Raw genomic sequence first — 22,722 nt, 5'->3', positions numbered from 1 at the left:
CGGCGCCCGGCGTTCGTGGAGAAACATGGAATTCAAATGCAACCACAGAGTCACGGAGGCACAGAGTTGAATCGGGTCTACAAGTTGCATTTCTCAGTGTCTCTGTGTCTCTGTGGTTGCATTTCGGAGTTTTGTTTCTCATGAGCGCCGCGCGTCTGGCCTGTGGCCTGGGCCTGCTGGCGGCCCTGCTTGCTCCGCCGGCCCAGGCCAAGCCGAGCGAGCAGCAGCTGGAGAGCCGCTATCAAAGCCTGCAGCAGCTGCGCGCCTTGGAGCGCCGCGCCGAGCAGGCGCAGGCCGGCGCGCAAGCTCTGGAGGGCGGCAGCCAGGGCCTGGTCGAGCAGCCCGCGGCCCTGCTCCAGCGCGCCCAGGCGCTGCGCAGCCGCCTGCTGGCCCAGCAGCAAGACTCGCCCTGCGTGCAGGCCTTGCCCCAGGCCCAGCAGCGCCTGAGCGCCGGCGTGCAAGCCTGGCAAGCCGCTTTGCAGGCCAGTTATGCGGCGGTGCAGGCGGTGGCCGCCGCGCGGCCGGGCGAGCTGGCCCAGGCCGGTCGCAGTGCCGACCAGGCCTTTGACCAGAGACAGGCGGCCGAGCAAGCCCTGAGCCTGGCGCGCAAGGATTGGCTGGCGGCCCTGAGCCAGTGCCGCAGCCAGCTGGCGCAGGGCGATGGCGATGTGCAGGACTTGTCCGGCAGCAGCCGGCGCCTGCGCGAGCGCGCTCTGGCGCTGACCGAATCGACGCAAGGCCTGCGGGCCGAGACCCAGGACTTGCTGGACCAGCCCCTGGCCAAGACCTTGCCGGGCTACCAGGCCCGGCCAGCCGCCTGGCCCCAGGGCCGCGGCCTGGAGGATTTGCGCCAGGCCTTGGCCGGCCAGGTGCCGTCCGAAAGCCTGGGCCTGCAGCCGGCGGACTGGTCGGCCCTGGCCGAGCTGAACCGGCAGGCGCAGGGCCTGGCCCCGCTGCAGGCTCTTTTGCCGCGCCTGCAAGACGCCCTGGCCTATGCCAGTCAGGCGGACAAGACGGTGGCCGGTGAGGCCGAGGCGCAGGCCTTGGGCGAGCGCAGCCAGCGCGCCCAGCAGGACTTGAATCAGGGCTTGCGGAGCCTGCAAACCGGCGCACAAAGCCCGGCAGCGCTGCTGGAGCGTTTGCTGCAAACCCAGCAAGGCCTGGCCGCCCAGCTGCAGTTGCTGGCCGACAAGCTGCCGGCGGCCCAGCAGCAGGCCGCGGCCACGGCCGCCCAGGCGCGCCTGTCTTTGCCGCCTTTGCAGGCCGCCTTGCGCGAGGCCGGGGCGCGGGCCCAGCAGGCCTGGGCCGAAGCCTATCTGGAACAGCATGGCCAGCTGCCGGGTGGAGGCCTGGCCAAGGCCGCACCGCCGCCACCACCACCGCCGGTGCCGGTCGCGCCCCCGCCCGGGCCGACGGCGGCCTTGGCCGCGCCGAATCTGGCCGACCACGCCTATCAATTCTTCAAGGAGCTGGGGGCCGAGCTGCCCGGTTTTGGCGCCTACAGCTATCTGCTCTTGCACAGCGGCAGCGATCTGGCCAAGCCCGATGTGGCACGCCGTTATGCCAAGGTCCTGGCCGTGCTGCAGCGTGAGCGCGAGGCCTCCACGGTGGCGGCCAGCGAGGCCCGGCAAGTGCATCTGTTCTGCCTGCCCGGCTCGGCCAGCAGCTATGCGGACGATCTCGGCAAGCAGATCCTGTTTCGTGCCCAATCGGGCCTGCTGACCCGGCCCGAGATGAAAAAACGCCTGGGCCCCAAGGGCGGCACCGGGCCCTTCCTGATCACGCTGCCGCTGCGCCTCTCGGAGGCGCGCTCCAGCACGCCTCTGCTGTTTGTCGACCTGAGCCTGTACCCCGAGGACACGGTGGCCGATCTGCTGAGCAGCTATATGAGCGATCTGCTGCGCGACTTCCCGCGCGAGCAGCTGCGCTGGAAGCCGCCGCTGCAGCAGCAGGTGGCCCTGACCATGATTGGCCTGAGCCGCGATGTCAGCGGCCTGTTCATGAGCGTGCTGCCCACGGCCAGCGCCGCTGAAGCCAGGCCCAGGCCCTGAGCTCGCTCAGGTGCCGGGCTTGGCCAGCGCCGCCAGCCCGTCGAGGATGCGCCGGGCCGCGCCATGCTCGGCCTTTTGCTGCGCGGCTCCGCCCAGCTTGCAGCCCAGATAGGGCTGCAGGGTGAAGCGGGCCTGCTTGGCCACCGAGTCCCACTGGGTGGCGGCCGGCACCCGCTGCTTGAGCTGGCTGAAGCTGGCCAGGCAGGCCTCGGCCACATCGGCCAGACGGCCTTGCGACAAGGCTTCCAGCAGATTCAGCTCGATCTGGCCGACCACATTCCAGAAGTCCGGCTTGCTCTGATTGTCCTGGTTCAATGCCTCGCGGGCGTCCTGGATGCGCGCCGGCGCGATCAGGCCTTGCAGGCTTTGCAGCTTGGGGTTCTGGAAGGCCAGACGCAGGCTCAGGCCCATCGCGTTCATCGCGGGGTAGTAGCGCTTGGGGTCGGCCTGGGCCAGGCAGATGCGCTCGGCCTCCTGGTAATGCTGCAGGGAGCGCTGCAGAAACGCCGCCGCCTGCGGGCCTTGCCCGGCCATGGCCTGCAGCTTGCAGGCCGAGCCCAGCAGATTGTGGCGCTCCGCCGTGGGCTGCACGGCGAGCACGCGCTCCAGCAAGGCCGTGCCCTCCTGCAGCGCCGCCAGGTCGCCGGCCTTTTCGCCCTGGCGCACCAGCAGATTGCCCAATTGCTCGGCCGCCTTCAGCGAGGCGCTGGCGTCCTCGGCATTGACGGCGCTGCGGTACCAGGCGATCGCGCCGGCTCTTTCGCCCAGGGCCGCGTAGGCCAGGGCAAAGGCCTCGGCCACCGCGCCCATGCCGCCCCACAAGGCCTTGAACTGGGCGTCCAGATAGCGCAGCTTGTCCAGCTGGGCGCTGCCGGCCTTATTCCTGCTGTACTGGGCCTCGACGGCAATCTTCTCCAGCGCCAGGGTCAGGGACACCGGCGAGGCGATGCCGGCGAACTCGTCGCCCAGATTGAGGGCCGGCCTTTGCGCATCGCCGCCCTCGCGTTGCCAGCGCCATTCGGGGTCGCCATAGCATTGGTAGGCGGCCCAGGTATTGCCCTGTGGATTGGCCTGCCAGGCGGCCTCGCGGGCCTGGCCCACGGCCTCGATGAAGCGGGCGCCGCCCAGCAAGGCGGCATAGAAGCGGGTGGCGAACTGCTCGGCGGCATCGTCCTCCACCGCCCAGCCGGCGGCCACCACGCAGCGCACGCCGACGCGGATCAGCTCCTCGGCGATATTGGCGGCGAAGCCGGCGCGGTCGTAGGCGGGCAGGCTGCCACCGCGGCTGTCCAAGACGGTGGCGGCCTCGCGCCCGGCCAGATGGCAGCAGTTGAGGAAGACCAGCTCGGGCACGACGCGCATGGCGCGCACCTCGTCGGCGCCGAGGAAGGTGTTGCTGCCCGACAGCACCACCCCGCCCTTGGCGCCCGGCGCCCCATGGCCGGCAATGTGGACGGCGCGGTAGCTGCGCTCGAACAAGGCGTTGATGATGGACTGCGCATCGTTCTGCTCCACCAGCTGGCGCACCTTGCCCTCGCCATTGCCGTCCACCCCGCCCAAGGCCGAACCCAGCTGGGCGGCCACGGCCAGGGCCTCGCGCCGTGCGCCATCCAGGCGGGGGTATTGCGTGGGGTCGCAGAGCGGCTCGCCGATCACCAGCACATGGTCGTCGGGGCTGGCGTCGCGCAGCTCGCTGCGGAAGTCCTTCAGCTGCAGCTTGCGGATCAGCTTGCTGCGTATGGCCCAGGGGCGTTGGTCGGCCACGCCGGGGTCGGGGTTGGTGTTCAGCAGCTCCCAGGGGATGCCGGCCGTGGCGGCTTCCAGCTCGATCACCATCTCGCTGCTGCCGCCCAGAAAGGGTTCCATCTCCACCGGCACCAGCAGATTGAACAGGGTGCGGCCAATCATGGGGTCGGCGTTGGCGACGTTGGAGGCTTTCTCGACCAGCTCGCGCAGCAGGCTGCCCTGGGCATGTTGGGCGCGGATCTCGGTGCGGGCGCGCTTGGTGTCCAGGGTGTAGTTGATCAGCGGGTGGGCCGGGTCCTGGCCGGGCAGGGACAGGGCGCTGATGAAGTCGTAGCTGGCGCCGCGGTAGCTGGACTCCAGCATGCGCCGCATCGCACCGGGCCCGCTCTGGATCTTGCCCAGCAGGCGCAGGCGTTCGGGCGCGGCCAGCTCCTGCAATTGCAGGGCCCGCCAGGCATCGCCGGCGCGGTCCAGGAACAATTCCACCAGGGTCAGCAGGCGCAGCTGGGGCCAGCCGCAGGCCTGCAGTTTCTGCTTGGCCTCCAGCGCGCCCTGGGCGATGGCGCGGGCGGCGCTGCCGGCATTGATGCCGCTGCCGCCGCTGCCGATCAGCGTGGCGGCCATTTCAAAGTCCGGCGGCTGGCTGGCGCCGCCCTGCTCCGACAGGCGCTGCGCATAGGCCAGCACGGCCTGGCGCACGGTGAAGGAGAGCTCGCTGCTGCGCAGCTTGCCCTCCTCGCCCAGGCCCACCACGATGGCGGCCTGGGGGCGGGCCATCTCGAAGGGGTTGTCGGGGTTGTCGCGCGCATTGCCGAAGATCTGGTGCGAACCCGGTGCGTCCGGGTAGAGCCCGGCGGCCAGGGCGCGGCTCATGGCTTGCTGGACCAGGGCGTCGATGACGGCCTCGGCGCCGGTCAGGCTGAGCGCCCGGTAATGGCCCACCAGCAGGGGCTGCTGCACAAAGCGCAGATCGGCATTCAGCACCTGCACCTGCAGGGCTTGCGAGCCATTGCCGCGCGGCTTGCCCTGGCCCCGCCTGGTGGCCCCGGCGCTGGCCAAGACATCGGCCTCCCTGCTGGGCGGCAGCGAGGACAGCAGGCCGCGCGAGGGGCGGCTGCGCGCCAGCCTGCGGTCGGCCGCCTTGCCGGCGGCGCCGCGGGTGTTCGGCTCCAGGCGGTCCAGCAAGCGGGTATCGCCGCTGTTCAGCAGCTCTACGTAGGCGGCAAAGGCCTCGGCCACATCGGGCAGCTTGCCGTGCTCGGCGTCCAGCTTCCAGCTGCGCAGGCCCAGCTGGGTGCTGCTGGCCTGGGTGACGCGGCCGTCGCCATCGTCGGGCGTGTTCAGGTATTCCAGGCCGTTGAGCGAGTCCATCTGGATGCCGGCCGGAGTGAAGTCGGCATGGCCGACCACCAGCAGCATCTTCTGCTTGTCCGTGCCCAGCTGCGTTAACTGCGCATCCAGACGGCGTCGCAGGCTCACCGCCTGATCCAGCACGGCTTGCGGCGGTGCGCCCCATTCGTAAATGGTGATTTGCGAGTCCAGCGTGTGCCAGTAGCTGTTCTGGCGCAGGGTGTCGATGTCTTGCTCGGCCAGCTTCTGCCAGGTCTCGGCCCGGTCCAGGCCCTGGGCCGGATCCAGCAGGCCGGCCTGCAGCTGGATGAAGCCGGGCATGCCAGCCATCATCTTGCGCGCGCCGCCGTTGTCGAACAACGAGCCAAAGGCCACCAGGGCATTGCCAAAAGTGTCGTCGCCGGAGAGGGTTTGCATCGGCGCCCAGGAGCCGCCGTTGGGCGTGCCCAGCATCAGCAGGCGGGCATCGGCATGGGCCATCAGGCGGCGCCAGGTCTCGGGCGCCTCCAGCTGCAGGGTGCGCGCCACCAGGCCGCCCATGGAGTGGGCAATGATGCGCACCGGCTGGCCGCTGGCGCGGCGGGCGGCGATGGCCTTGTCCACCTCCAGCGCAAGCCGCCGGGCCTCGTCCTCGATGGGGCGGCGCCAGTCGTAGGCGAAGGGGATGACCTCATGGCTGTCGGCCAGGCGTTCGATCAAATCGTCGTAGCTGCTGCCAATCGGGCCGTCGGGCTGCACACGCTCGGCCGTGGCCGGGTCCCAGCGCAGCTTCATCAAGCCGTTGACGAAGCCAAAGCCCAGCCAGACCCGCTTGCCGTCCAGCTTGAGGTTGGAGCCCAGGATGCCGGGCAGCACAAACACGGCCGGCCGTTTGGCCGCCTGGGCCGCGGCCAGGGCGAGTTCTTCCGCGCTCTGGGCGGCGGGCTTGTCATCCGAGCCCCAGAACAGGCCGCGCGAGCGCGCCACGGCGCGGGCGCTGCGGCTGCCGCTGGCGTCCTTGCCGGCCCAGGACAGCGGGCCGATGGCGGCAAAGCCGGCCGGCTCGCCGCTCAGCAGGGCGCCGGCGATGGCGTCTACCGTGCTGGGATTGCTGAAGTAGTTGAAGTGGGTAACCTTGCCGCCGCGATCCAGCATGAACTGGGCGCTGGGCGCGGCGCTGCCGCTCGGCTCGCCCTGGCGCGGTGCGCCGCCATACATGGAACGGGTCTGCACGACTAAATCGTTATCACCCCAGTAGAAGGCATCGGCCAGCAGGGTCTTGACCCAGGAGCCGACGGAGTCGCCTTCCAGATCGCCCGCCACCACCCGCAGCTCGCCGGGCAACGAAACCTCACCCCGGTTGAGCCAGGCCACCACGGCGCTCGCGGGCATCATGGCCTCGATGCCGGGCAGCTCGGTCGGGTCGGCGCGGCGCCGTGCCACCTCGTGCAAAAAATCAAGCAGAGCCGGCGCCACCGGCACCTGGGCCAGTTGCAAGCCCCATTGCAGCACCGATAGATAGGCGTCCAGCCGGCCCGAGGCCAGCGTGGTGCCGCGCGCCGGGCAGGCCACCCGAACGACCCGCTCCAGCTTCAGGCCCTTGGCCTGGGCCTGCTGCACCAGGGCCGCCAGGTCCTTGCGATGTTCTGCATATTTTTCGTCGGCAAACAGTGCCAGCTCGGCCGCCGTGAGCTTGCCGCCGCCGCAGGCGCGGGCCAGGATTTCGGCCACCAGGCCGCCGCGCGAATGCGTCAGCAGATGCAGGCGGGCGCCGGCCGGCAGGGCCTGGACCAGGGTCAGGGCATTGGCGATGGGGCTGACACCCATGGTCGGGTGGTCCAGGGCGTAGACCTTGTCGCCATAACGGCCGAAGAGATCGCGGACCTTGTCCGGATGCTGCAGCCAGAGCTTGCCAAAGGTGCTGACGGTGTCGACAAAAGTGCCATGGACCAGCACCAGCAGGGGCTGGCCGTCGGCCGCCGGTGGCACTTGGGCCAGCTTGGCGCCGCTGCCTTTGAGCGTGGTGGGCAGGGCCTGGGCAAAGGCTTTGAGCGCGTAGACGCCGGCATCCACCTGACCGTCGACTTTTTTCGTTATGGCGGCCGTGGCCAGCGTGACGGCCTCGTCCTTGAACAGATCGGTGACGACATCAAAGGCCTGCAAGACCACATCGCCCAGCCAGCCGCGGGTGGCGCCTCGGGTGGCGCTGGCCTCCAGTCCGGCCCAGGCCAGATGGCTGCTGACGGCGACCTCATCGGCGCCCAGCGCCACGCTGGCGGCGCGCGTTCCGGGGCCGCCGGCCTGAGCCCGCATCAGGTCGCGGGCGTCCTCGGGGTGCAAGACCAGGGTGGGGCCGTTGGCAAGCGTCAGCACGACCACATCCTCGCCCGGCATGGCGCTGACGCGCACCAGGCCGCCCGCGTCGGCGCCATCGCGTGCCCTGCCCGTGTGGAGGAGCACCGAGGCCTTGATGCAGCCCGTCGAGGGGGCCGCCGCCGCGCCGCCGCCGCGGGTGGCGGCGCCTGCAGCCGCCTGCAACTGGCCAGGGATGAGGAAGTTGATCTGCTGGCCCGCAGCATCGCCGGAGCCACGGCTTCGTTTGCTCTTGCTGCTGCCGCTATTGTTGTTGCTAACGTCGCTGGCCATGGGATGCACTCCTGTTGGATGGGTGGGTTTGCTAGAGGAGTCTGTCGGACTTGGGAATCGCCGGCAAAAACTGGCCTCGCTGGGGCCGATTCCCGCTGTCGGCGACCCAAGCCCGACAGACTCCTAGCCTGGCCGGTGGGCGGCGGTGGGCGGAGTGAGGATGCTAGCCTGCCCGTGCAGGGCGCAGGCAAGCTTGGCCATCATGCGAGCAAGACCTGACCCCAGCTATCCCCAATTGGAAGGATGGGGGGAGGCCGCCCGCACAATGCGGGCATGAAGACCTTGCTGCTATTCATTGCCACCGCGCTGGCCGAGATCGTGGGCTGTTATCTGCCCTGGCTCTGGCTCAAGCAGGGCCGTTCGATCTGGCTGCTGCTGCCAGCCGCCGCCAGCCTGGGGCTGTTCGCCTGGCTGCTGAGCTTGCACGAGACCGCGGCCGGCCGGGTTTACGCGGCCTATGGCGGCGTCTACATCTGCGTGGCCCTGGCCTGGCTCTGGCTGGTCGATCAGGTCCGCCCCACGGCCTGGGATGTGGCCGGGGTCGCCATCGCCCTGCTGGGCATGGCGGTGATCATGTTCCAACCGCTGCGTTGATGGCCTTGCGGCCGCGCGGCGATGCCCGCCGAAAAGCGCTGTTACAGCGTCGGGGGCACGGTTTTTGGGCCGCTTGCGCGGAGCAGCGCATAATCGCCGCCCCCGCAACGGGATTTTCTTTGTAGCCACTGGAACAGCAAATAATGAACAAGAGTGAACTGATCGAAAGCATCGCCAACAAGACCGGCGTGACCCGCGCTGCCGCAGCTGCGTCGCTGGACGCGACCCTGGGCGCGATCACCGAGGCCCTGGTGGCCGGTGACTCGGTCGCCATCCTGGGCTTCGGCAACTTCAAGGTCAGCGAGCGCGCCGCCCGCACCGGCAAGAACCCCTCTACCGGCGCTGTGCTGGAAATTGCCGCCTCGACCGTGCCCAAGTTCACCCCGGGCAAGGCGCTGAAGGACGCGGTCAACGCGAAGTAAGGCCGCTTTGCGGCAGGGCTGAAGAGTTTGGCTGGCGCTCATGGGCGCCAGGTCCCAATGCCTGCAGCCGCAAACCGGAGACAGGGCCCGCTGACCGCGGGCCTTTTTTTCAGAGCAAGGCCTTGGCCGCCTCGATGCGCAGGCTCATGGCCAGCGATTCATCATTCATCACCCGCAGCAGGAACTGGCGGGGATCGGACGCTGCGGCGGCGCTGCTCAGGCTTGCCGCCGGCGCCAGGGGCGCGGCCTCCGGCTCGACCTGACCAAGCTGCGCCAAGGCCTCCTGCAATTCCTCCGCCTTGATGCTGCGCAGGCGCTGCAGCAGATCGGCCTGGCCTTCCTCATTGGGCGGCGTGTCCAGCCAGGGTTCGTCGGCAAATACCGGCGCCAGATCGGGGGCCAGAAAGGCCGCCCATTGCCCTGTTTGGGCCAGGCGTGGCGGGGGCAGCAGGGGCGACTCCGAGGGCCACAGCTTCAGGCGCTTGGCCGGCAGGGCGGGCAAATAGCGCTGCCGCAGCCCTTCAAGCAAGGCCAGTGCCCGGGCCGCAGGCAAGGCCTGGGCGAAGGAAAACCAGAGCTGGTAGCCGTCGGTGCCCGAGACCGCGATGGCCGGCGCGGGCAGGGCCAGATCGGCCTGCACGCCGCGCCAGACCTGGCCCAAGGCCTCCCAATCGGCGGGGGTGGCCACTTCCAGCACGGCGGCTCGCACCCGCGCGGGCTCCTCCGTCAGGGTCAGGTAAAGGCGTTGGATCTCGGTCTGCAGTCGCTTCATCACGGCCTTGTCGTTGGTGAGCCCGTATTGGAACAGAGCCCCTTGGCACTCAATCCCGGCTGCGCAAGAGCCGCAGGCCGTTGAAGACCACCAGCAGGCTGGCCCCCATATCGGCGAACACCGCCATCCACATGCTGGCATTGCCCAGCACGGCGGCCACCAGGAAGACGGCCTTGATGCCCAGCGCCAGGCTGATGTTCTGCCACAGCACGGCGTGGGTGCGGCGTGAGAGCCGGATCAGCTCGGGCAGGCGCTGCAGATCGTCGTTCATCACGATCACATCGGCCGCCTCCATGGCCGTGTGCGTGCCGGCGCCGCCCATGGCGAAACCGATGTCGGCGCGGGCCAGGGCGGGGGCGTCGTTGATGCCGTCGCCCGTCATGGCCGTGGGGCCGTGGCTGGCCTGCAGCTGGGTGATGGCGGCCAGCTTGTCTTGCGGCAGCAGCTGGCCGCGCACTTGGCGGATGCCGGCCTCGGCGCCTATGGCCTCGGCCGTGGCCTGGTTGTCGCCGGTCAGCATCACGGTGGCGACGCCCAGGGCCTGCAGCTCGGCCACGGCCGTCTTGCTGGAGGGCTTGATGGTGTCGGCCACGGCGAACAAGGCCAGCACGCCTTGCGCATCGGCCAGCAGGGTCACCGTGCGGCCGGCCTGCTCGTGCAGCCGCAGCCGCGCTTCGAGTGCGGCCGAGCAATGGCCGCGCTCCTCGATCCAGCGGTGATTGCCCAGCACATAGGCGCTGCCGGCCAGGCTGGCCTGCACGCCGCGGCCGACGACGGCCTCAAAGCCCTGCACCTCGGCGCTCGCCGCCTGATCGGCCAGGCCCGCGGCGATGGCCTTGGACACGGGGTGATCGGAGCGGCCGGCAATGCTCAACGCGGCTTGCAGGGCCGGGGCTTGTGGCGCGCCCTCGCGCAAGAACTCCTGCGCCACCAGCTTGGGCCGGCCTTCGGTGATGGTGCCGGTCTTGTCCAGAGCCACGGCCTTGAGGCTGCGGGCCTGCTCCAGGTACACGCCGCCCTTGACCAGGATGCCGCGCCGGGCGGCCGCCGCCAGGCCGCTGACCACCGTCACCGGGGTGGAGATGACCAGGGCGCAGGGGCAGGCAATCACCAGCAGCACCAGGGCCTTGTAGACGGACTGGGTCCAGCTCCAGCCCAGCAGCCAGGGCGCCAGCAGGGCCAGGGCCAGGGCCAGCACAAAGACGGCCGGGGTGTAGAGGGCGGCGAAGCGGTCGACGAAGCGCTGAGTGGGGGCGCGGCTGGCCTGCGCTTCTTCCACCGCGTGGATGACGCGGGCCAGGGTGCTGTCGCCGGCCAGGGCGGTAACGCGGAATTCCAGCGCAGCGTTCTGGTTGATGGTGCCGGCGTAAAGTTCGTCGCCCACGGTCTTGTCCACCGGCACGCTCTCGCCCGTCACCGGGGCCTGGTCCACGGCGCTCGTGCCTTGGCTAACGATGCCGTCCAGCGGCACCCGCTCGCCCGGGCGCAGGCGCACGCTGGCGCCCACGGCGATAGCGCTGGTCGGCTGGCGCAGCCAGCTGCCATCGGCTTGTAGTACCTCGGCGTCGGGCGGGGCCAGGTCCAGCAGGCTCTTGATGGCATTGCGGGCGCGGTCCACCGCGCGGGCCTCGATCAGCTCGGCCAGGGCGTACAGCGCCATCACCATGGCGGCTTCCGGCCACTGACCGATCACAAAAGCGCCGCTCACCGCCACCGTCATCAAGGCATTGATGTTCAGCCGGCCCACGCGCAAGGCCATCAAGCCTTTTTGGTAGGTGGCAAAGCCGGCCAAAAAGATGGCGGCCGCGGCCAGCGCCATCTGCGCGCCTTTGAACACGGCTGCGTCGGGGGCGAAGAAGGCCAGGGCCTCGGCGCCCACGGCCAGGGCCAGGGCGGCGAGCAGGCGCGGCAGGCCGGAGCCGAACCCGGCGGCTGCGGGCACGGCCGCGGCGGGCTTTGCTGTTGCGTGGTCGTGCTCGTGAGCATGGGCATGTGAATGGCCGCCGGAGCAGGCACCGCCGCCCGCGCCGGGCGCCGCGTCCTGCTCCGCCCCCTCGGTCAGGGCCTCAGGCTTGTAGCCGATGCGGCGTATGGCGGCCAGGGCCGCTTGCAGCTCGGCCGGCTCGGCCGCCAGCGAGACGGTGCGGCGGCCGAGGTCAAAGCGCAGCTGGCTCAGGCCGCTGAGCGGCGCCAGGGCGTGGCGGATCTCCGACTCCTCGGACATGCAGTCCATATTCGCGATACGGAAGCGCTTGAGCTCGGGACCCGCGGATGCGGCCTGCTCGGCCGGCGGCTCCGTGATGCTGATGGGGCTGCTGGCCAGAGCGGCAGCCGGGCCGCAGCAATGGCTTTTTGCGCCGCAAGCGCGGGTCGAAGCAGGGTCTGAGTGGCGGTGTGTCTTGTCCATGTCGATATTGGAAACTCTGTAGCAGGTGTAGAGTCAAGCGCTTAGCTTGAAGAGATCCATCGCAGCATGAAAATCGGCGAACTGGCGCAAGCCTCGGGCACGGCCATCGAGACCATACGTTTTTACGAGCGCGAGGGCCTGATGCCCGCGCCCGAGCGCAGCGAGAGCAATTACCGCATCTACGGTGAGGCCCATGTGCAGCGTCTGGTCTTCATCCGTCGCTGCCGCGGCCTGGACATGGCGCTGGACGAGGTGCGCGCCCTGCTGCGCTTCATCGACGCGCCGACCGAGGACTGCAGCGAGGTCAACCGCCTGCTGGACGATCACATCGAGCATGTGCGCGCCCGCATGGCGGAGTTGCAGATTCTGGAGCGCGAGCTGCGTGAGCTGCGCGCCCGCTGTCAGCCCGATAAGCAGGCATCCAGCTGCGGCATCCTGGCCGCGCTGGTGCAAGCGGTGGGGGAGGCGGAGCTGCCGGCCAAGCCGGGCACGCGCTCTGGCCACAGCCATGTGGGCGAGGTGCATGGGCGGCGAGCGACGCGACGTGCTTGAGCGCTTCGGTCGGATGACGGGCATCTCAATCCCAATCCCCATCCACCAAAGAAAAAACCCCAAGTGAAATGCATCACTTGGGGTTTTTCATTTGGCGGAAGCTGTTAGTTTCGAACCACACTCAGCGCACAACAAAACTGCGAAAGCTGAGAAAAAAGAAGACACCCGGGGGCCGATAGGCCCCTATTTTTTGCCCATCCTGAAAGCGACGGCCGAGGACTCAGGCTTCTCAACACGCAGTATCACGCGCTTGATGCTGGACAAGTGGCAACCGTACTGCTCAGCCAGGGCCGTCATCGTGTACTTACCCGTCTGCCACTTGCGATAGCAATTCTTCTCCTGGCGCGCCGTAAGCACCCGACGCCGCCCAAGCTTCACCCCACGCTCCCAGGCCGCCAGTTGGCCGGCCATGCACCGCTGACGGATCATGCTGCGCTCAAATTCGGCGAAGGCGCCCAGCAGATGCATCATCATGCGACCGGCCGGGTTAGCGGTATCGATAGGCTCCGTAAGGCTACGGAAGGACGCCCCAGCACGTTCTATGCGGTCCAAGATCCTGAGCAAATCTGACAAGGACCTGGCGAAGCGGTCCACCTTGTAAACGACCACAACGTCACCGGACTGGAGGCCATCAAGCATAGCCTCTAGGGCAGGCCGGACAACCATCGAACTCCGCTTTTCCTCTACAACCTGCCGAACCTTGGCCCGCCTGAGCGCATCGCGCTGCAGCGTGGTTTCCTGCTCAGTCGACGAAACCCGAGCGTATCCGATCTCCATATTCCCTCTTTACTTTTCTTCTCATCCCGGGGGAGAGGTTGCCCCAACGTTTTCAGCCTCAGTCGATAGAAAAAAGGTGTCACCCCAACGCGACAACCAGGTCATGCACTCGCAAGCACCAGAAGCAGCCTCATCAAAGGCCAGGCCAATCAGCTCGGCCATGGTGGCCGCCCTGAAACGCAAAACCGCAGCCTCAGGCACCGCACCACCAGCACTGGCGCTGTAACGGTTCGACCAATCGTCGCCATCCTGAAATGCCTTGAGCATGTATTTGCTCAGGTAGGCCGCCAGCTTCCCCGACGACTGCCGAGAAAACCGCTTGCGGCGCTGCTGGTCGATGTTCCCGCCCAGATCACCCACCACAGAGCGCCAGACAGCCCGCACAACGCTAAAACTCTTGACCTTGACCCCCCGCCACGCCAGCACATGAGGAAGAGCATGCATGGCCATGTGCACATGCCAAGCACCTCGCTTTTGGGTCTCAAAAGCCGCCACGTATTGAAAGCCAGGAATGAGCCGACGCATGCGCCGAACGAACTCTTTCATGTGGCGCTTGCACAGCTCTTGGTCAGTCTGATTTGCACGATATGTCAGCGTCAGCAACGCATCTAGACCCATCACCTTGACCATACGCCGCACACGCGTCTTTGCACGCCGAGCGGCACGCTCACGGTTCGCCTCCTCCCGAAGCTTCCGGGTGCGCTCACGCTCACGCGCGTCAGCTGCTGCCCAGTCATCGCCGAACATAGCCGCATGGTCTGGATCCATCTCGACCCAAATCGTAGGCCTGCTGATGACAACCTCTTTATGGCCATGCCCCAGATCATGCAGACGCATGACGTACTCATCGGGGGCCGGTTTGCTTTCCAACCAAACGCCTGCTACATTCTTTCGCACTTGAGCAACCCTTATTTGCTTTAGTCACCGCCCCTTGAGTGCTGGACACACTCGAAGGGGCTTTCTTTTTGCCCTGTGAAGGGCCGTAAACCACGCCAGGACCGCCAAACAGGTCCGGCCGGACCCATACCCTAGGCCAAGCCATTCAAGGCCTCTACGGGCTCAAAATCCCCTTGGGTAAGGTAGCCCCGACCGCCACACATGAAGCAGCCCTCAAACGGCCCGCACTCAGACCGCGAATCAACGGCAGGCACGAACCCCAGACCTGCACACACGCCACAACGAAAACCATCCTCAGGCAGAGGACCCAAAAACAAGAAATCAGCCATGCATGCCCCCGTATGTTCTGAAGTGTCCTAGGAATAAATCTAGCGGCGCTTCGCGCCGCCCCGTGCGTCGCAAGCGCCGCCCGCTGCGACTCGACCGCCGCCAGGTCCGGCCTACGGCCGCGCCACGATCGGCCAGCTTGGGGGTTCCCCTCTGTCGCTTCGCTCTGTCGGGCCGGGCGTCCGGCCCCCAAGAAACAACCAGCACCCCAGGCGGCGGCCGCAGGGTCTTGATAAAGGGCGAGCGCAGCGGTCACGCCGACGCCCCACCAGTTGCCACAGGCGCAGGTCCTGCGGGAGCAGCGGGCGCGGCCGGCGACGACTGAGCGTCAGGCACGACCTGGCGCTTCCCACACGCAAGAACACGCTCGACCTGGCCGAAGCGCAACAGACCAGCACAGGGCCCTATCTCGGTGTATTCATAACCGGCGCGCACGAGCTGGGCCAGGGTCACCGTAGCCACGCGCTGGCCATCGACCAGGACCCCGAACAACGCATAAGTAAAGTTGCCGGCGCTGTAGCCACCCTCAATCTGAAGAGCACGCCCCGCGTAGGGCTCACGCCCGAGCTTGAAAGGCTCAGCGTCATAGACGGGAAAACGCCCAGAACCAGCGACCGCAGTAGCCACACCAGGCTGAGCCGATGGAGGCTCAGGAGCAGGCACCGTGCCGACCGGCGACGACGCCGCAGCATGAGGGCCAGAGGCCGCAGCGGACGAGCTGAAGCGATCAGTCAGACGGCCCTTGAGCGTCCAACCCATAACGCCCAGTAACACCAGACCGCCGAGCAATCCCCAAACCGCGAATGGCAGGCGCTGCGCAAACTTGGTATGCAGCTCGCTGGATTTGTAGAGCCCGAAGGCCTTCTTATCGTGCCGCCACATGCGGCCCGTAGCCTTGGCGATCCGGTCAGGATTCGAGCACTTATCCCAGAGGTAGACCATCACCCGGCTGGAACCAAAGACCCGCCGCACGTCCTCATGCGGGCCGACAAGGTTTCGCAGGTTGGTATGCAGGAGCTGCGGGTGTTGCGTCAAGTAGATGAACTCGACGCCGTAATGCCGCGCGGTCTCCAAGCGAGCCACGAACTTAGGCACCTTCCGGCCAGACGCCATCGGCCTGAAAAGGCGCTGCGCCTCATCGATGACAAGCACATCACCGGGCTGGCACCACGCCCACCAGTTGAGCGCAGACCAGACGATAGGCTCGGCACCTTGAGCGTCCTCATCGCAAGCCACATAGCCCATGGCCCCGGTCTTTTCGTTGACGATGGCCCGGCGCACAAAGCGGACCGCAGGCTGACCCCGCTCACGTATGACAGAAGCCCACTCATCGACAAAAATTTCCGGGTCAAGTTCCGGGATTTCCATCAACTCATGAGGGATGAGCAGGTCAGGAATACCGCCGACAACGAGTCGCCGAGGGATGTCCGCGCCCTGGCAGTTGATCGTTGACTTGGAGAGCGGCAGTAGCTTTGTTGCAACCGTGTAGAGCGTTTTACCGGCGCCATTCAGGCCGGTGATTAGGTGATGAACACCCATGGATTAACCGCCAGAAACAAGCCGCACGGACTTAGTAAGGCCCCAGAGCGTGACCGTGAACGACACAGCCCCGAACACCATCCCGAGGGCATCCCAGACGCCCGCAAGACCGGCGATCTGCAGACCCGCTCCAGCGGCACCGCCGAGGTTAGTAATGATGAGCTGGCGCAACTGGGTGACCACCGCCGACGCACCTGCAAACGTCACCACGCTGAAGCCAATAGCCATCAGGATTCGCGCCAGGATAGGAGTGGCGAGCCCCGCAATTGCCGCCAGGATGCCCGAACCCATCACAACTCCCTCAGAGCAGCGAGAACCAAAAGCAGCGCCGCGACAGCACCACCAGCCCGAACCCACGGCGCAGCTTGCTGAGCTGCGGCGCAAGTCGGCGCATAGCTGACGACCTGCGAGCGACCGTTGATAGAAATGGAAACATCAGGAGGGCAACCGCCAGGGAGGCCGACAGACTCAGCGCTGAATTGCAGGGTCTTGCTCAGCTTGGGGACCTTGTCATCAGGCGCCGCACCAAGCTGTTGACAGCCGATGCGCTCGGGGTTTGCCGTGCACGGGTCTTTCGGGTCTTGCGTACCGGACGGCGGCTTTCCAGTTGTCGTCGTCGTTGTGGTATCGCCGTTGTTGTTCGTCACGGTCACCGTAGTTTCGTTATACGTAACACGATTGTCGTTATACGTGTAGTCATACTGCGGTGTAACAGTTTCTGTCTTGGTACCAGTCGGCGACGTAGTGGTAGTGGTAACAGGACTCCCAGTCTGAGACGCCGGACCCGTAACTGTCAACTCAGCAGGTGCCGACTGCCCACCAACATCAATGGCATCGGAAACGGCCTGACCCCACCCTGTGTTCGGCAATGTCGGCGGGTTAGCCATAACCTTGGCCGCCGCCTCTTCAGGAGTTAAACCCGCGCCATAGCGACCAGTCGGGCACTTGCCGTCAACCCCAGGAACTGGAGCCAGATTTGAATAAGCAGGGTTCCCAAAATCGATGACAGGCGGGCAGTACTTCCCCGGCTTTTGCTTCAGGTTAACGCCGTTCGAATACTTGTATGTACGCGTCTGAAACGGCGGATATTCATCCTTGAGGGTCTGCGAGTATGACGTCTTACAGACGGCCGAATCACCAGTGATAACACAAGTACTGGACCCGATGGAAACACCTTGCATACCCTGCAAAACCTCAGCCGTCCGGCCGGTAGCGACCTCCTCAGGACTACGCCCACAGCCGCGATCCTTGCCGTCGACGCACCACAGAAAGCCCTCAGCTTCCGGCATACCCTCATCAAACTCAATGCCACCCTTGCCATCGGGCCGCATCCTGTAATGCGAATACGCGACAGCAGCCATAGCCCCGGCCGCCATACAAACGGGAGTCGACATAGCAAGGCACCGCCCAACAGCCGCAACGCCATCGGCAAGACTAATAGCACCCTTGGCCGTAACAGCCAGAGCACCGGCGCGGCCCGCAACACTGACAACGTCACTGCGGACAAACTGGGGTACAGACCCGTACACGCCGTTAACCCAGGCCCGAGGCGGCGGCGGATTTGCGAACGTGGTCCCCGGCGTAAATATCCAGCCGCCGCCCGGCAAGACGCCAGGATTTGGAGGGAATTGGGACATCGTCACACGCGCAGCCTGGGCGCTCAATCCCAACCCTGCAAGGCAAACCAGAGCAAGCCCACGACCAATACGACCAGAATAATTGTTGAGGCGCTCATGCTGTTTCACGATTGAAAACCTTGGTGTAGACCATGCGGGCGCAAAGGATGCAGACACCAGCCAGGAACCAAGCAGCAATGACCGGCTCCCAATACTGCCAATCCATAGGCTCACAGGGTTGAAGCTCGACAGTTACGGGCCGCGTCGATGTAGACGCGCCATCAACACGCAAGGTGTACGACAGGACGCGACCCGTAACGGCCGGGGCTGAGCAGCTGACCACTCCCCCAGACGTTACGCCGGTGATGGAGGCGCAGGCAGTCGCCGCTAACTCCGCAGTTGAGCGGTAGCAAGTCCCGCCGAATGCAAGGCCGTCCATCACCGGGCCCCGATCACTTGAAGAACTTGCGATACAGGAACATGCCGCCCCACACGGCCACGCCCATGGCGACCAGGGCACCGGCGACGGCCAGCGCATCGGTTTGAGCCGTGGCAATGGCAGCAGTAGCGGCCGAACTATCGGCCAGGGCCAGGGCAGAGCCAGTCAGGCCGGCGACGGCCACAGCGGCCTTTTGAACAAACTTCAGCATTAAAAACTCCCACGGTGCGAGTTGAAAAAGCCCAGCGGGTGCACCACGCCCAACCAAGCCAGGAAATCAGGCGCGGCCCTCTGCCAGGTCAAGAGCCAATTGGGTGCGATCTACTGCCTCAAGCAGCTCGCCACGCAGCACCAGCCCATGGCCGGCCGCAATCGACGCGGTCACAGCAAACTGAAGCGCCCGGAGTGCCGCAGCGATAGCGTCAATGGCAACAGATTCCGACGGCATAACGACTCACTTAGCAGCGCGACCAGGCACAGGAACCAGGCCGGTCAGGATTGACGTTATGCGGCGGCTGGTGAAGTCGGCGTGGAGGGCGAAAGTCGCAGTGAACGTGCCAGGCTTCACGACCTCGCGCAACGCCTTAGGAACCTGCAGAACACCGACACAGCCGATGGAGCCGTCATCGTTGAGCAGCAAGGCTTCGGCGTCTTGCATCTCGTACGGGTTGCCCGTCTTTTTGGATATGCCGGACTTGAGGTCATTGACCTTGAGAATTTGGATGATCGATTGCATGGATAACTCCTGAAGAACCCACTGAGGGCGATTGAATCGCCGCCCCGTATCGAGACCGCCAGGCCGGAGCCATCTGGAAGGACGCGAGCGACGATGAACCCCGGTTTGCGTACTTACCTCGCCAGGTCCATGAGGCCGCTAGGCCCAGGCTTTCGCCTGCGGAGACCGAGCCACTGCTAGATGGCGCCAACCGGTTGTCGGGTGATCCCTTGAAGAGATCGGCGCCAGTATCTTTCGATCTCGCCATGTCGTCAATGCTGACGATACGATGTCACCGTGTAATCAGTAAACGTAGGAGTCGAAACAATGAAAACGATGCAGCTTCTGGACAGGGCCGCGGCTCACTTTGCGTCGCAAAGAGAGATGTCCAAGGCACTTGGTTTCAGCGCAACGACACTGGGCAACGCAAGGATGCGAGGCCGGTTAAGCCCAGTGGTAGCGGGGATGTTGGCCCGTGAGCTGGGCGAGGACGTCATCTACTGGACCGCAATCGCAGCCCTAGAAAACGAAAAGCCATCAAAGGCGCGAGACACGCTTTTGATGGCCTCTACTAGGTGGCGGAAGCTGTGAGATTCGAACTCACGGAGGGGATAAACCCTCGCCGGTTTTCAAGACCGGTGCCTTAAACCGCTCGGCCAAGCTTCCTTCAACTTTCACTGTCCGGCTACGACGCCGGTTTTGCCTTCACTCACATCGCTGCGCGATATGAGCTTCGGCGCAATCTCCGCTACCGCTTCGATTGAGCAAGACCGGTGCCTTAAACCGCTCGGCCAAGCTTCCTGATTCTTTTTGCGGCGCCGCAGCGCGACAGAAGAGCGGCATTGTAGCCGTGAATCTATGCCCTAACTTCCCGGCCGCTGAGCCTGCTCGCAAGGCAGTTGGATGATCTCCAGCATGCGGCCGGCCTCCACCCGGGCGGCGCTGAGCTGGCCGCCCCAGACGCAGCCGGTGTCCAGGGCCAGCAGGTCGGGGCGGGTGATTAGGCCCAGGGTGGACCAATGGCCGAAGGCGATGGGGACACCGGCCGTGCGGCGGCCGGGGGTGTCGAACCAGGGGGTAAAGCCGGCCGGGGCGGCGGCGGCGCCGTCCTTGGTCTTGAAGTCCATGCGGCCCTCGGCGGTGCAAAAGCGCAGGCGGGTGAGGGCGTTGATGACGAAGCGCAGGCGCTCCGGGCCACGCAGATCGTCGGACCAGGTGTCGGGCTCGTTGCCATACATCTGGGTCAAAAATTCATGCAGATCGGGGCCGCGCAGCAGGGTCTCGACCTCGGCGGCCAGGGCCAGGGTCTGGGGCAGATCCCATTGCGGCACGACGCCGGCATGCAGCATCAACCAGCCTTGCTCGAAGCAGGCCAGGCGCTGCTGGCGCAGCCACAGCAGCAGGGTTTCGCGCTCCGGCGCGTCGAGAATGGCTTGCAAGGTGTCACTGCGGTGCGCGGGCCGCACGCCTGCGGCCACGGCCAGCAGGTGCAGATCGTGGTTGCCCAGCAGGCAGCTGGCGGCATCGCCCAGCTGGACCAGGCGGCGCAGGGTGGGCAGGGAGGCCGGGCCGCGGTTGACCAGGTCGCCCAGCAGGTAGAGGCGGTCGCGCGAGGGTGAGAAGTCCAGCGTGGCCAGCATGCGCTCGAGCGCATCGCAACAGCCTTGGAGGTCGCCAACAAGATAGTTCATTGCGGGATTGTGCGGTCGGAAGTTTCAAAGGGTTCTGCTACGCTACGCGGCTGTTTCACAGTCAAGCGCGCGCTGGCAGCTTCAGACCGCAATTCAGCGGCGCACTCAATGGATACCGCGTTACTTATTTTCCTGTTGTTTCTCAATGCGTTTTTTGCGGCCTCGGAGATGGCCCTCTCGGCCAGCCGCAAGGCGCGCCTGCAGGTGCTGGTCGAGGCCGGCGAGTCCGGGGCTCAAAAAGCCATGGATCTGCACGACGATCCGACCAAATTTCTGTCCACCGTGCAGATCGGCATCACCTCCATCGGTGTGCTGAACGGCATTGTGGGCGATGCCGCTTTCTCCGGCCCCCTGGCTCATTGGCTGAGCGAGACCTTTGGCTGGCGCGACCGCCTGGTGGACATCACGGCCACGGCCCTGGTGGTCGTCATCATCACGGTCGTCACCATCATCTTTGGCGAACTGGTGCCCAAGCGTCTGGGCCAGATCTACCCCGAGACCGTGGCCCGCCGGGTGGCGCCGGCGATGGAGTTTCTGTCCCTGGCGGCGCGCCCGCTGGTCAAGCTCTTGAGCTTTGCCACCGAGACCACGCTGGGCCTGATGGGCTTGGGTGGCCGTGTGCCGCGCAGCGTGACGGAAGAGGAAATCGCCGCCAGCCTGGACGAAGGCCGCGAGGCCGGCGTGATCGAGGCCCATGAGCACCAGATGGTGCGCAATGTGTTCCGCCTGGACGAGCGCGAGATCGGCTCGATGATGATTCCGCGCGCCGAAATCGCCTGGCTGGATGTGAACGACTCACCCCAGCAGGTGCTAGACGTGCTCAAAGCCCATGGCTATAGCCGCTACCCGGTCTGCCGTGGCAGCCTGGCCGAGGTGCAGGGCGTGGTCTCGGCCCAGTTGCTGCTGCAGCGTGCGCTGAGCGGCCAGGCCCTGTCCTTGTCCGAGGACCTGGAGGCCGCGGTCTTCGTGCCCGAGACCTTGTCGGGCATGGAGTTGCTGGAGCAGTTCCGCGTCTCGGACGTGCCCCTGGTTTTTGTGGTGGATGAATACGGCGAGGTGCAGGGTGTGATCTCTGTGCGCGACGTGCTGGAAGCGATCGCGGGCGAATTCAATGCGCCCAGCGACGGCGATGCCTGGGCGGTGCAACGCGAGGATGGGAGCTGGCTGCTGGACGGCCTGATCCCGGTGCCCGAGTTGAAGGACCGCCTGGACCTGAAGGAACTGCCCGAGGAGGACCGTGGGCGCTACAACACCCTGGCCGGCATGATCATGCTGCTGCTGGGGCGCTTGCCGCGCACGGCCGATGTGGTGGAGTGGAATGCTTGGAGATTTGAGGTCGTGGACCTCGATGGCAAGCGTGTGGACAAAGTGCTGGTCAGTCGACTGGCTGTTGATGGAGATGAAGAGTTATGAGTACGCCCCCTCTGTATGGCAATCTGGTGCCCCTGGACCGTGAGGCCCACAAGCACCTGCGCCTGAAGACCGAGCTGTCCACGGTGGAACGCGTGGCGGGATTGAATTCCCTGTTCCTGGCCGTGGTGGAATTCGCCGAAGCCTGCAAGGAATACCCCATCGTCTTCGTGCGCGTGGGCGAGCCCCCCGCCGAAGGCGCCAAGCAGGCCGTCGCGCCGCTGGCCGTGCTGGGCCTGCGCGCCGGCAGCAATCTGTTCGTCAAGGACGGCAAGTGGACCGGCAACTACGTGCCGGCCTATCTGCGCCGCTACCCCTTCGCCATGGCTCGCATCGAGCAGGACAGCGACACCGTCGCCGTCTGCTACGACAGCGAGTGGGCCGGCTTCTCGGTGACCGAGGGCACCCAGCTCTTCGCCGCCGACGGCCAGCCGACCGAGTTCCTGGTCAATGCCAAGAACTTCCTGGAAAGCTTCGAGCAGGAGTCCGAGCGCACCCGCAATGCCTGCCAGGCGCTGGTCGAACTGGACCTGCTGCAAGACATGCGCTTCGAAGCCACGCTGGGCAATGGCGAGAAGATCGATGTGGACGGCTTCCTGGCCGTGGACGAGAAGAAGCTGGCCGAGCTGCCGGACGCCAAGATCGTCGAACTGCATCGCAACGGCTTGCTGGCCCTGCTGGAAATGCACCGCCTCTCCATGGGCAATATGAACCGTCTGGCGGTCAGCCAGGCCAATGCTGCCTGATTGAGTTCAAGCGCTGCCGCGCGGATTGCGCGGCTAGATAAGGAAG

The 22,722-nt window shown here is 66.1% G+C and carries 17 protein-coding genes and 1 tRNA gene; 6 read left to right on the top strand and 12 right to left on the bottom strand.

What is annotated here, in order from left to right; all coding sequences use genetic code 11:
- Positions 1–140 precede the first annotated feature (140 nt).
- Positions 141–2,051 carry a hypothetical protein gene (locus tag HNP55_RS03655; RefSeq protein WP_184296232.1) on the top strand — a complete coding sequence of 637 codons (1,911 nt, stop codon included), beginning with the start codon at positions 141–143 and terminating at the stop codon, positions 2,049–2,051.
- A 6-nt stretch (positions 2,052–2,057) separates the two neighbouring features.
- Here the strand turns inward: HNP55_RS03655 and HNP55_RS03650 are convergent, their stop codons facing one another.
- Positions 2,058–7,772 (bottom strand): CHAT domain-containing protein, encoded by a 5,715-nt coding sequence (locus tag HNP55_RS03650; RefSeq protein WP_184296230.1) that lies wholly within the window; start codon positions 7,770–7,772, stop codon positions 2,058–2,060.
- Between the two features lie 273 nt (positions 7,773–8,045).
- Between HNP55_RS03650 and HNP55_RS03645 the strand changes: the two genes are divergently transcribed.
- Together HNP55_RS03645 and HNP55_RS03640 are read left to right on the top strand one after the other, a co-directional pair.
- The gene (locus tag HNP55_RS03645; RefSeq protein WP_184296228.1) at positions 8,046–8,366 is read left to right on the top strand and encodes a YnfA family protein; all 321 of its coding nucleotides are present in this window, start codon (positions 8,046–8,048) and stop codon (positions 8,364–8,366) included.
- Between the two features lie 143 nt (positions 8,367–8,509).
- Positions 8,510–8,788, top strand: coding sequence for an HU family DNA-binding protein (locus HNP55_RS03640; RefSeq protein WP_184296226.1), 279 nt, complete (start codon positions 8,510–8,512; stop codon positions 8,786–8,788).
- Positions 8,789–8,897: 109 nt separating this feature from the next.
- Here HNP55_RS03640 and HNP55_RS03635 read toward each other — a convergent pair whose 3' ends face one another.
- The gene (locus HNP55_RS03635) at positions 8,898–9,560 is read right to left on the bottom strand and encodes a hypothetical protein (RefSeq protein ID WP_184296224.1); all 663 of its coding nucleotides are present in this window, start codon (positions 9,558–9,560) and stop codon (positions 8,898–8,900) included.
- 49 nt (positions 9,561–9,609) lie between these two features.
- Complete coding sequence (locus HNP55_RS03630) at positions 9,610–11,967, bottom strand: heavy metal translocating P-type ATPase (protein ID WP_184296222.1); 2,358 nt, start codon at positions 11,965–11,967, stop codon at positions 9,610–9,612.
- A 66-nt stretch (positions 11,968–12,033) separates the two neighbouring features.
- Here HNP55_RS03630 and cadR point away from each other — a divergent pair, with 66 nt between their 5' ends.
- Entirely contained in the window at positions 12,034–12,519 is a 486-nt protein-coding gene (gene cadR, locus HNP55_RS03625; protein WP_184296220.1) for a Cd(II)/Pb(II)-responsive transcriptional regulator, read from the top strand.
- A gap of 183 nt (positions 12,520–12,702) precedes the next feature.
- Here cadR and HNP55_RS03620 read toward each other — a convergent pair whose 3' ends face one another.
- The 9 genes from HNP55_RS03620 to HNP55_RS03580 all read right to left on the bottom strand — a co-directional run bounded on the left by HNP55_RS03620 (position 12,703) and on the right by HNP55_RS03580 (position 20,520).
- Positions 12,703–13,296, bottom strand: a complete 594-nt coding sequence (locus HNP55_RS03620) for a recombinase family protein (protein ID WP_184296218.1) — start codon at positions 13,294–13,296, stop codon at positions 12,703–12,705.
- Positions 13,297–13,317: 21 nt separating this feature from the next.
- On the bottom strand, positions 13,318–14,133 hold the full coding sequence (locus HNP55_RS03615; RefSeq protein WP_184296216.1) for a hypothetical protein: 816 nt from the start codon (positions 14,131–14,133) through the stop codon (positions 13,318–13,320).
- A 639-nt stretch (positions 14,134–14,772) separates the two neighbouring features.
- Positions 14,773–16,059, bottom strand: coding sequence for a zonular occludens toxin domain-containing protein (locus tag HNP55_RS03610; protein ID WP_184296214.1), 1,287 nt, complete (start codon positions 16,057–16,059; stop codon positions 14,773–14,775).
- 3 nt (positions 16,060–16,062) lie between these two features.
- Positions 16,063–16,350: a DUF2523 family protein gene (locus tag HNP55_RS03605; protein WP_184296212.1), complete on the bottom strand. Its 288-nt coding sequence runs from the start codon at positions 16,348–16,350 to the stop codon at positions 16,063–16,065.
- On the bottom strand, positions 16,350–17,873 hold the full coding sequence (locus tag HNP55_RS03600) for a hypothetical protein (RefSeq protein WP_221439432.1): 1,524 nt from the start codon (positions 17,871–17,873) through the stop codon (positions 16,350–16,352). Before HNP55_RS03600 ends, HNP55_RS03605 begins: the two co-directional genes overlap by 1 nt.
- A 254-nt stretch (positions 17,874–18,127) precedes the next feature.
- Positions 18,128–18,325 (bottom strand): hypothetical protein, encoded by a 198-nt coding sequence (locus HNP55_RS03595; protein WP_184296209.1) that lies wholly within the window; start codon positions 18,323–18,325, stop codon positions 18,128–18,130.
- A 243-nt stretch (positions 18,326–18,568) separates the two neighbouring features.
- A complete protein-coding gene (locus HNP55_RS03590) occupies positions 18,569–18,850 on the bottom strand; it encodes a hypothetical protein (RefSeq protein WP_184296207.1) in 282 nt (93 codons plus the stop codon).
- A gap of 555 nt (positions 18,851–19,405) precedes the next feature.
- Positions 19,406–19,495, bottom strand: a tRNA-Ser gene (locus tag HNP55_RS03585).
- 197 nt (positions 19,496–19,692) lie between these two features.
- Positions 19,693–20,520 carry a symmetrical bis(5'-nucleosyl)-tetraphosphatase gene (locus HNP55_RS03580; RefSeq protein ID WP_184296205.1) on the bottom strand — a complete coding sequence of 276 codons (828 nt, stop codon included), beginning with the start codon at positions 20,518–20,520 and terminating at the stop codon, positions 19,693–19,695.
- A gap of 108 nt (positions 20,521–20,628) precedes the next feature.
- Here HNP55_RS03580 and HNP55_RS03575 point away from each other — a divergent pair, with 108 nt between their 5' ends.
- Both HNP55_RS03575 and HNP55_RS03570 read left to right on the top strand, forming a co-directional pair.
- Entirely contained in the window at positions 20,629–21,933 is a 1,305-nt protein-coding gene (locus HNP55_RS03575; RefSeq protein ID WP_184296203.1) for a hemolysin family protein, read from the top strand.
- Positions 21,930–22,676 (top strand): SapC family protein, encoded by a 747-nt coding sequence (locus tag HNP55_RS03570; protein ID WP_184296201.1) that lies wholly within the window; start codon positions 21,930–21,932, stop codon positions 22,674–22,676. Before HNP55_RS03575 ends, HNP55_RS03570 begins: the two co-directional genes overlap by 4 nt.
- Positions 22,677–22,722: the final 46 nt, after the last annotated feature.

Origin of the sequence: Roseateles oligotrophus, from assembly GCF_014204525.1 — a bacterium.
GTDB classification, from domain to species: Bacteria; Pseudomonadota; Gammaproteobacteria; order Burkholderiales; family Burkholderiaceae_C; genus Paucibacter_A; species Paucibacter_A oligotrophus_A.
Note: the sequence above shows the minus strand (reverse complement) of the source record. Positions and strands in the feature narration are given on the sequence as shown.

Excerpts from the sequence above, each read along its gene's own strand:
- HNP55_RS03640 (WP_184296226.1), top strand. The coding sequence starts at position 8,510 with ATGAACAAGAGTGAACTGATCGAAAGCATCGCCAACAAGACCGGCGTG.
- HNP55_RS03575 (WP_184296203.1), top strand. The coding sequence starts at position 20,629 with ATGGATACCGCGTTACTTATTTTCCTGTTGTTTCTCAATGCGTTTTTT.
- HNP55_RS03605 (WP_184296212.1), bottom strand. The coding sequence starts at position 16,350 with ATGGGTTCGGGCATCCTGGCGGCAATTGCGGGGCTCGCCACTCCTATC.
- HNP55_RS03580 (WP_184296205.1), bottom strand. The coding sequence starts at position 20,520 with ATGAACTATCTTGTTGGCGACCTCCAAGGCTGTTGCGATGCGCTCGAG.
- HNP55_RS03590 (WP_184296207.1), bottom strand. The coding sequence starts at position 18,850 with ATGCAATCGATCATCCAAATTCTCAAGGTCAATGACCTCAAGTCCGGC.
- HNP55_RS03570 (WP_184296201.1), top strand. The coding sequence starts at position 21,930 with ATGAGTACGCCCCCTCTGTATGGCAATCTGGTGCCCCTGGACCGTGAG.
- HNP55_RS03650 (WP_184296230.1), bottom strand. The coding sequence starts at position 7,772 with ATGGCCAGCGACGTTAGCAACAACAATAGCGGCAGCAGCAAGAGCAAA.
- HNP55_RS03610 (WP_184296214.1), bottom strand. The coding sequence starts at position 16,059 with ATGGGTGTTCATCACCTAATCACCGGCCTGAATGGCGCCGGTAAAACG.
- HNP55_RS03635 (WP_184296224.1), bottom strand. The coding sequence starts at position 9,560 with ATGAAGCGACTGCAGACCGAGATCCAACGCCTTTACCTGACCCTGACG.
- HNP55_RS03595 (WP_184296209.1), bottom strand. The coding sequence starts at position 18,325 with ATGCTGAAGTTTGTTCAAAAGGCCGCTGTGGCCGTCGCCGGCCTGACT.
- HNP55_RS03620 (WP_184296218.1), bottom strand. The coding sequence starts at position 13,296 with ATGGAGATCGGATACGCTCGGGTTTCGTCGACTGAGCAGGAAACCACG.
- HNP55_RS03645 (WP_184296228.1), top strand. The coding sequence starts at position 8,046 with ATGAAGACCTTGCTGCTATTCATTGCCACCGCGCTGGCCGAGATCGTG.
- cadR (WP_184296220.1), top strand. The coding sequence starts at position 12,034 with ATGAAAATCGGCGAACTGGCGCAAGCCTCGGGCACGGCCATCGAGACC.
- HNP55_RS03655 (WP_184296232.1), top strand. The coding sequence starts at position 141 with ATGAGCGCCGCGCGTCTGGCCTGTGGCCTGGGCCTGCTGGCGGCCCTG.
- HNP55_RS03630 (WP_184296222.1), bottom strand. The coding sequence starts at position 11,967 with ATGGACAAGACACACCGCCACTCAGACCCTGCTTCGACCCGCGCTTGC.
- HNP55_RS03615 (WP_184296216.1), bottom strand. The coding sequence starts at position 14,133 with ATGCGTCTGCATGATCTGGGGCATGGCCATAAAGAGGTTGTCATCAGC.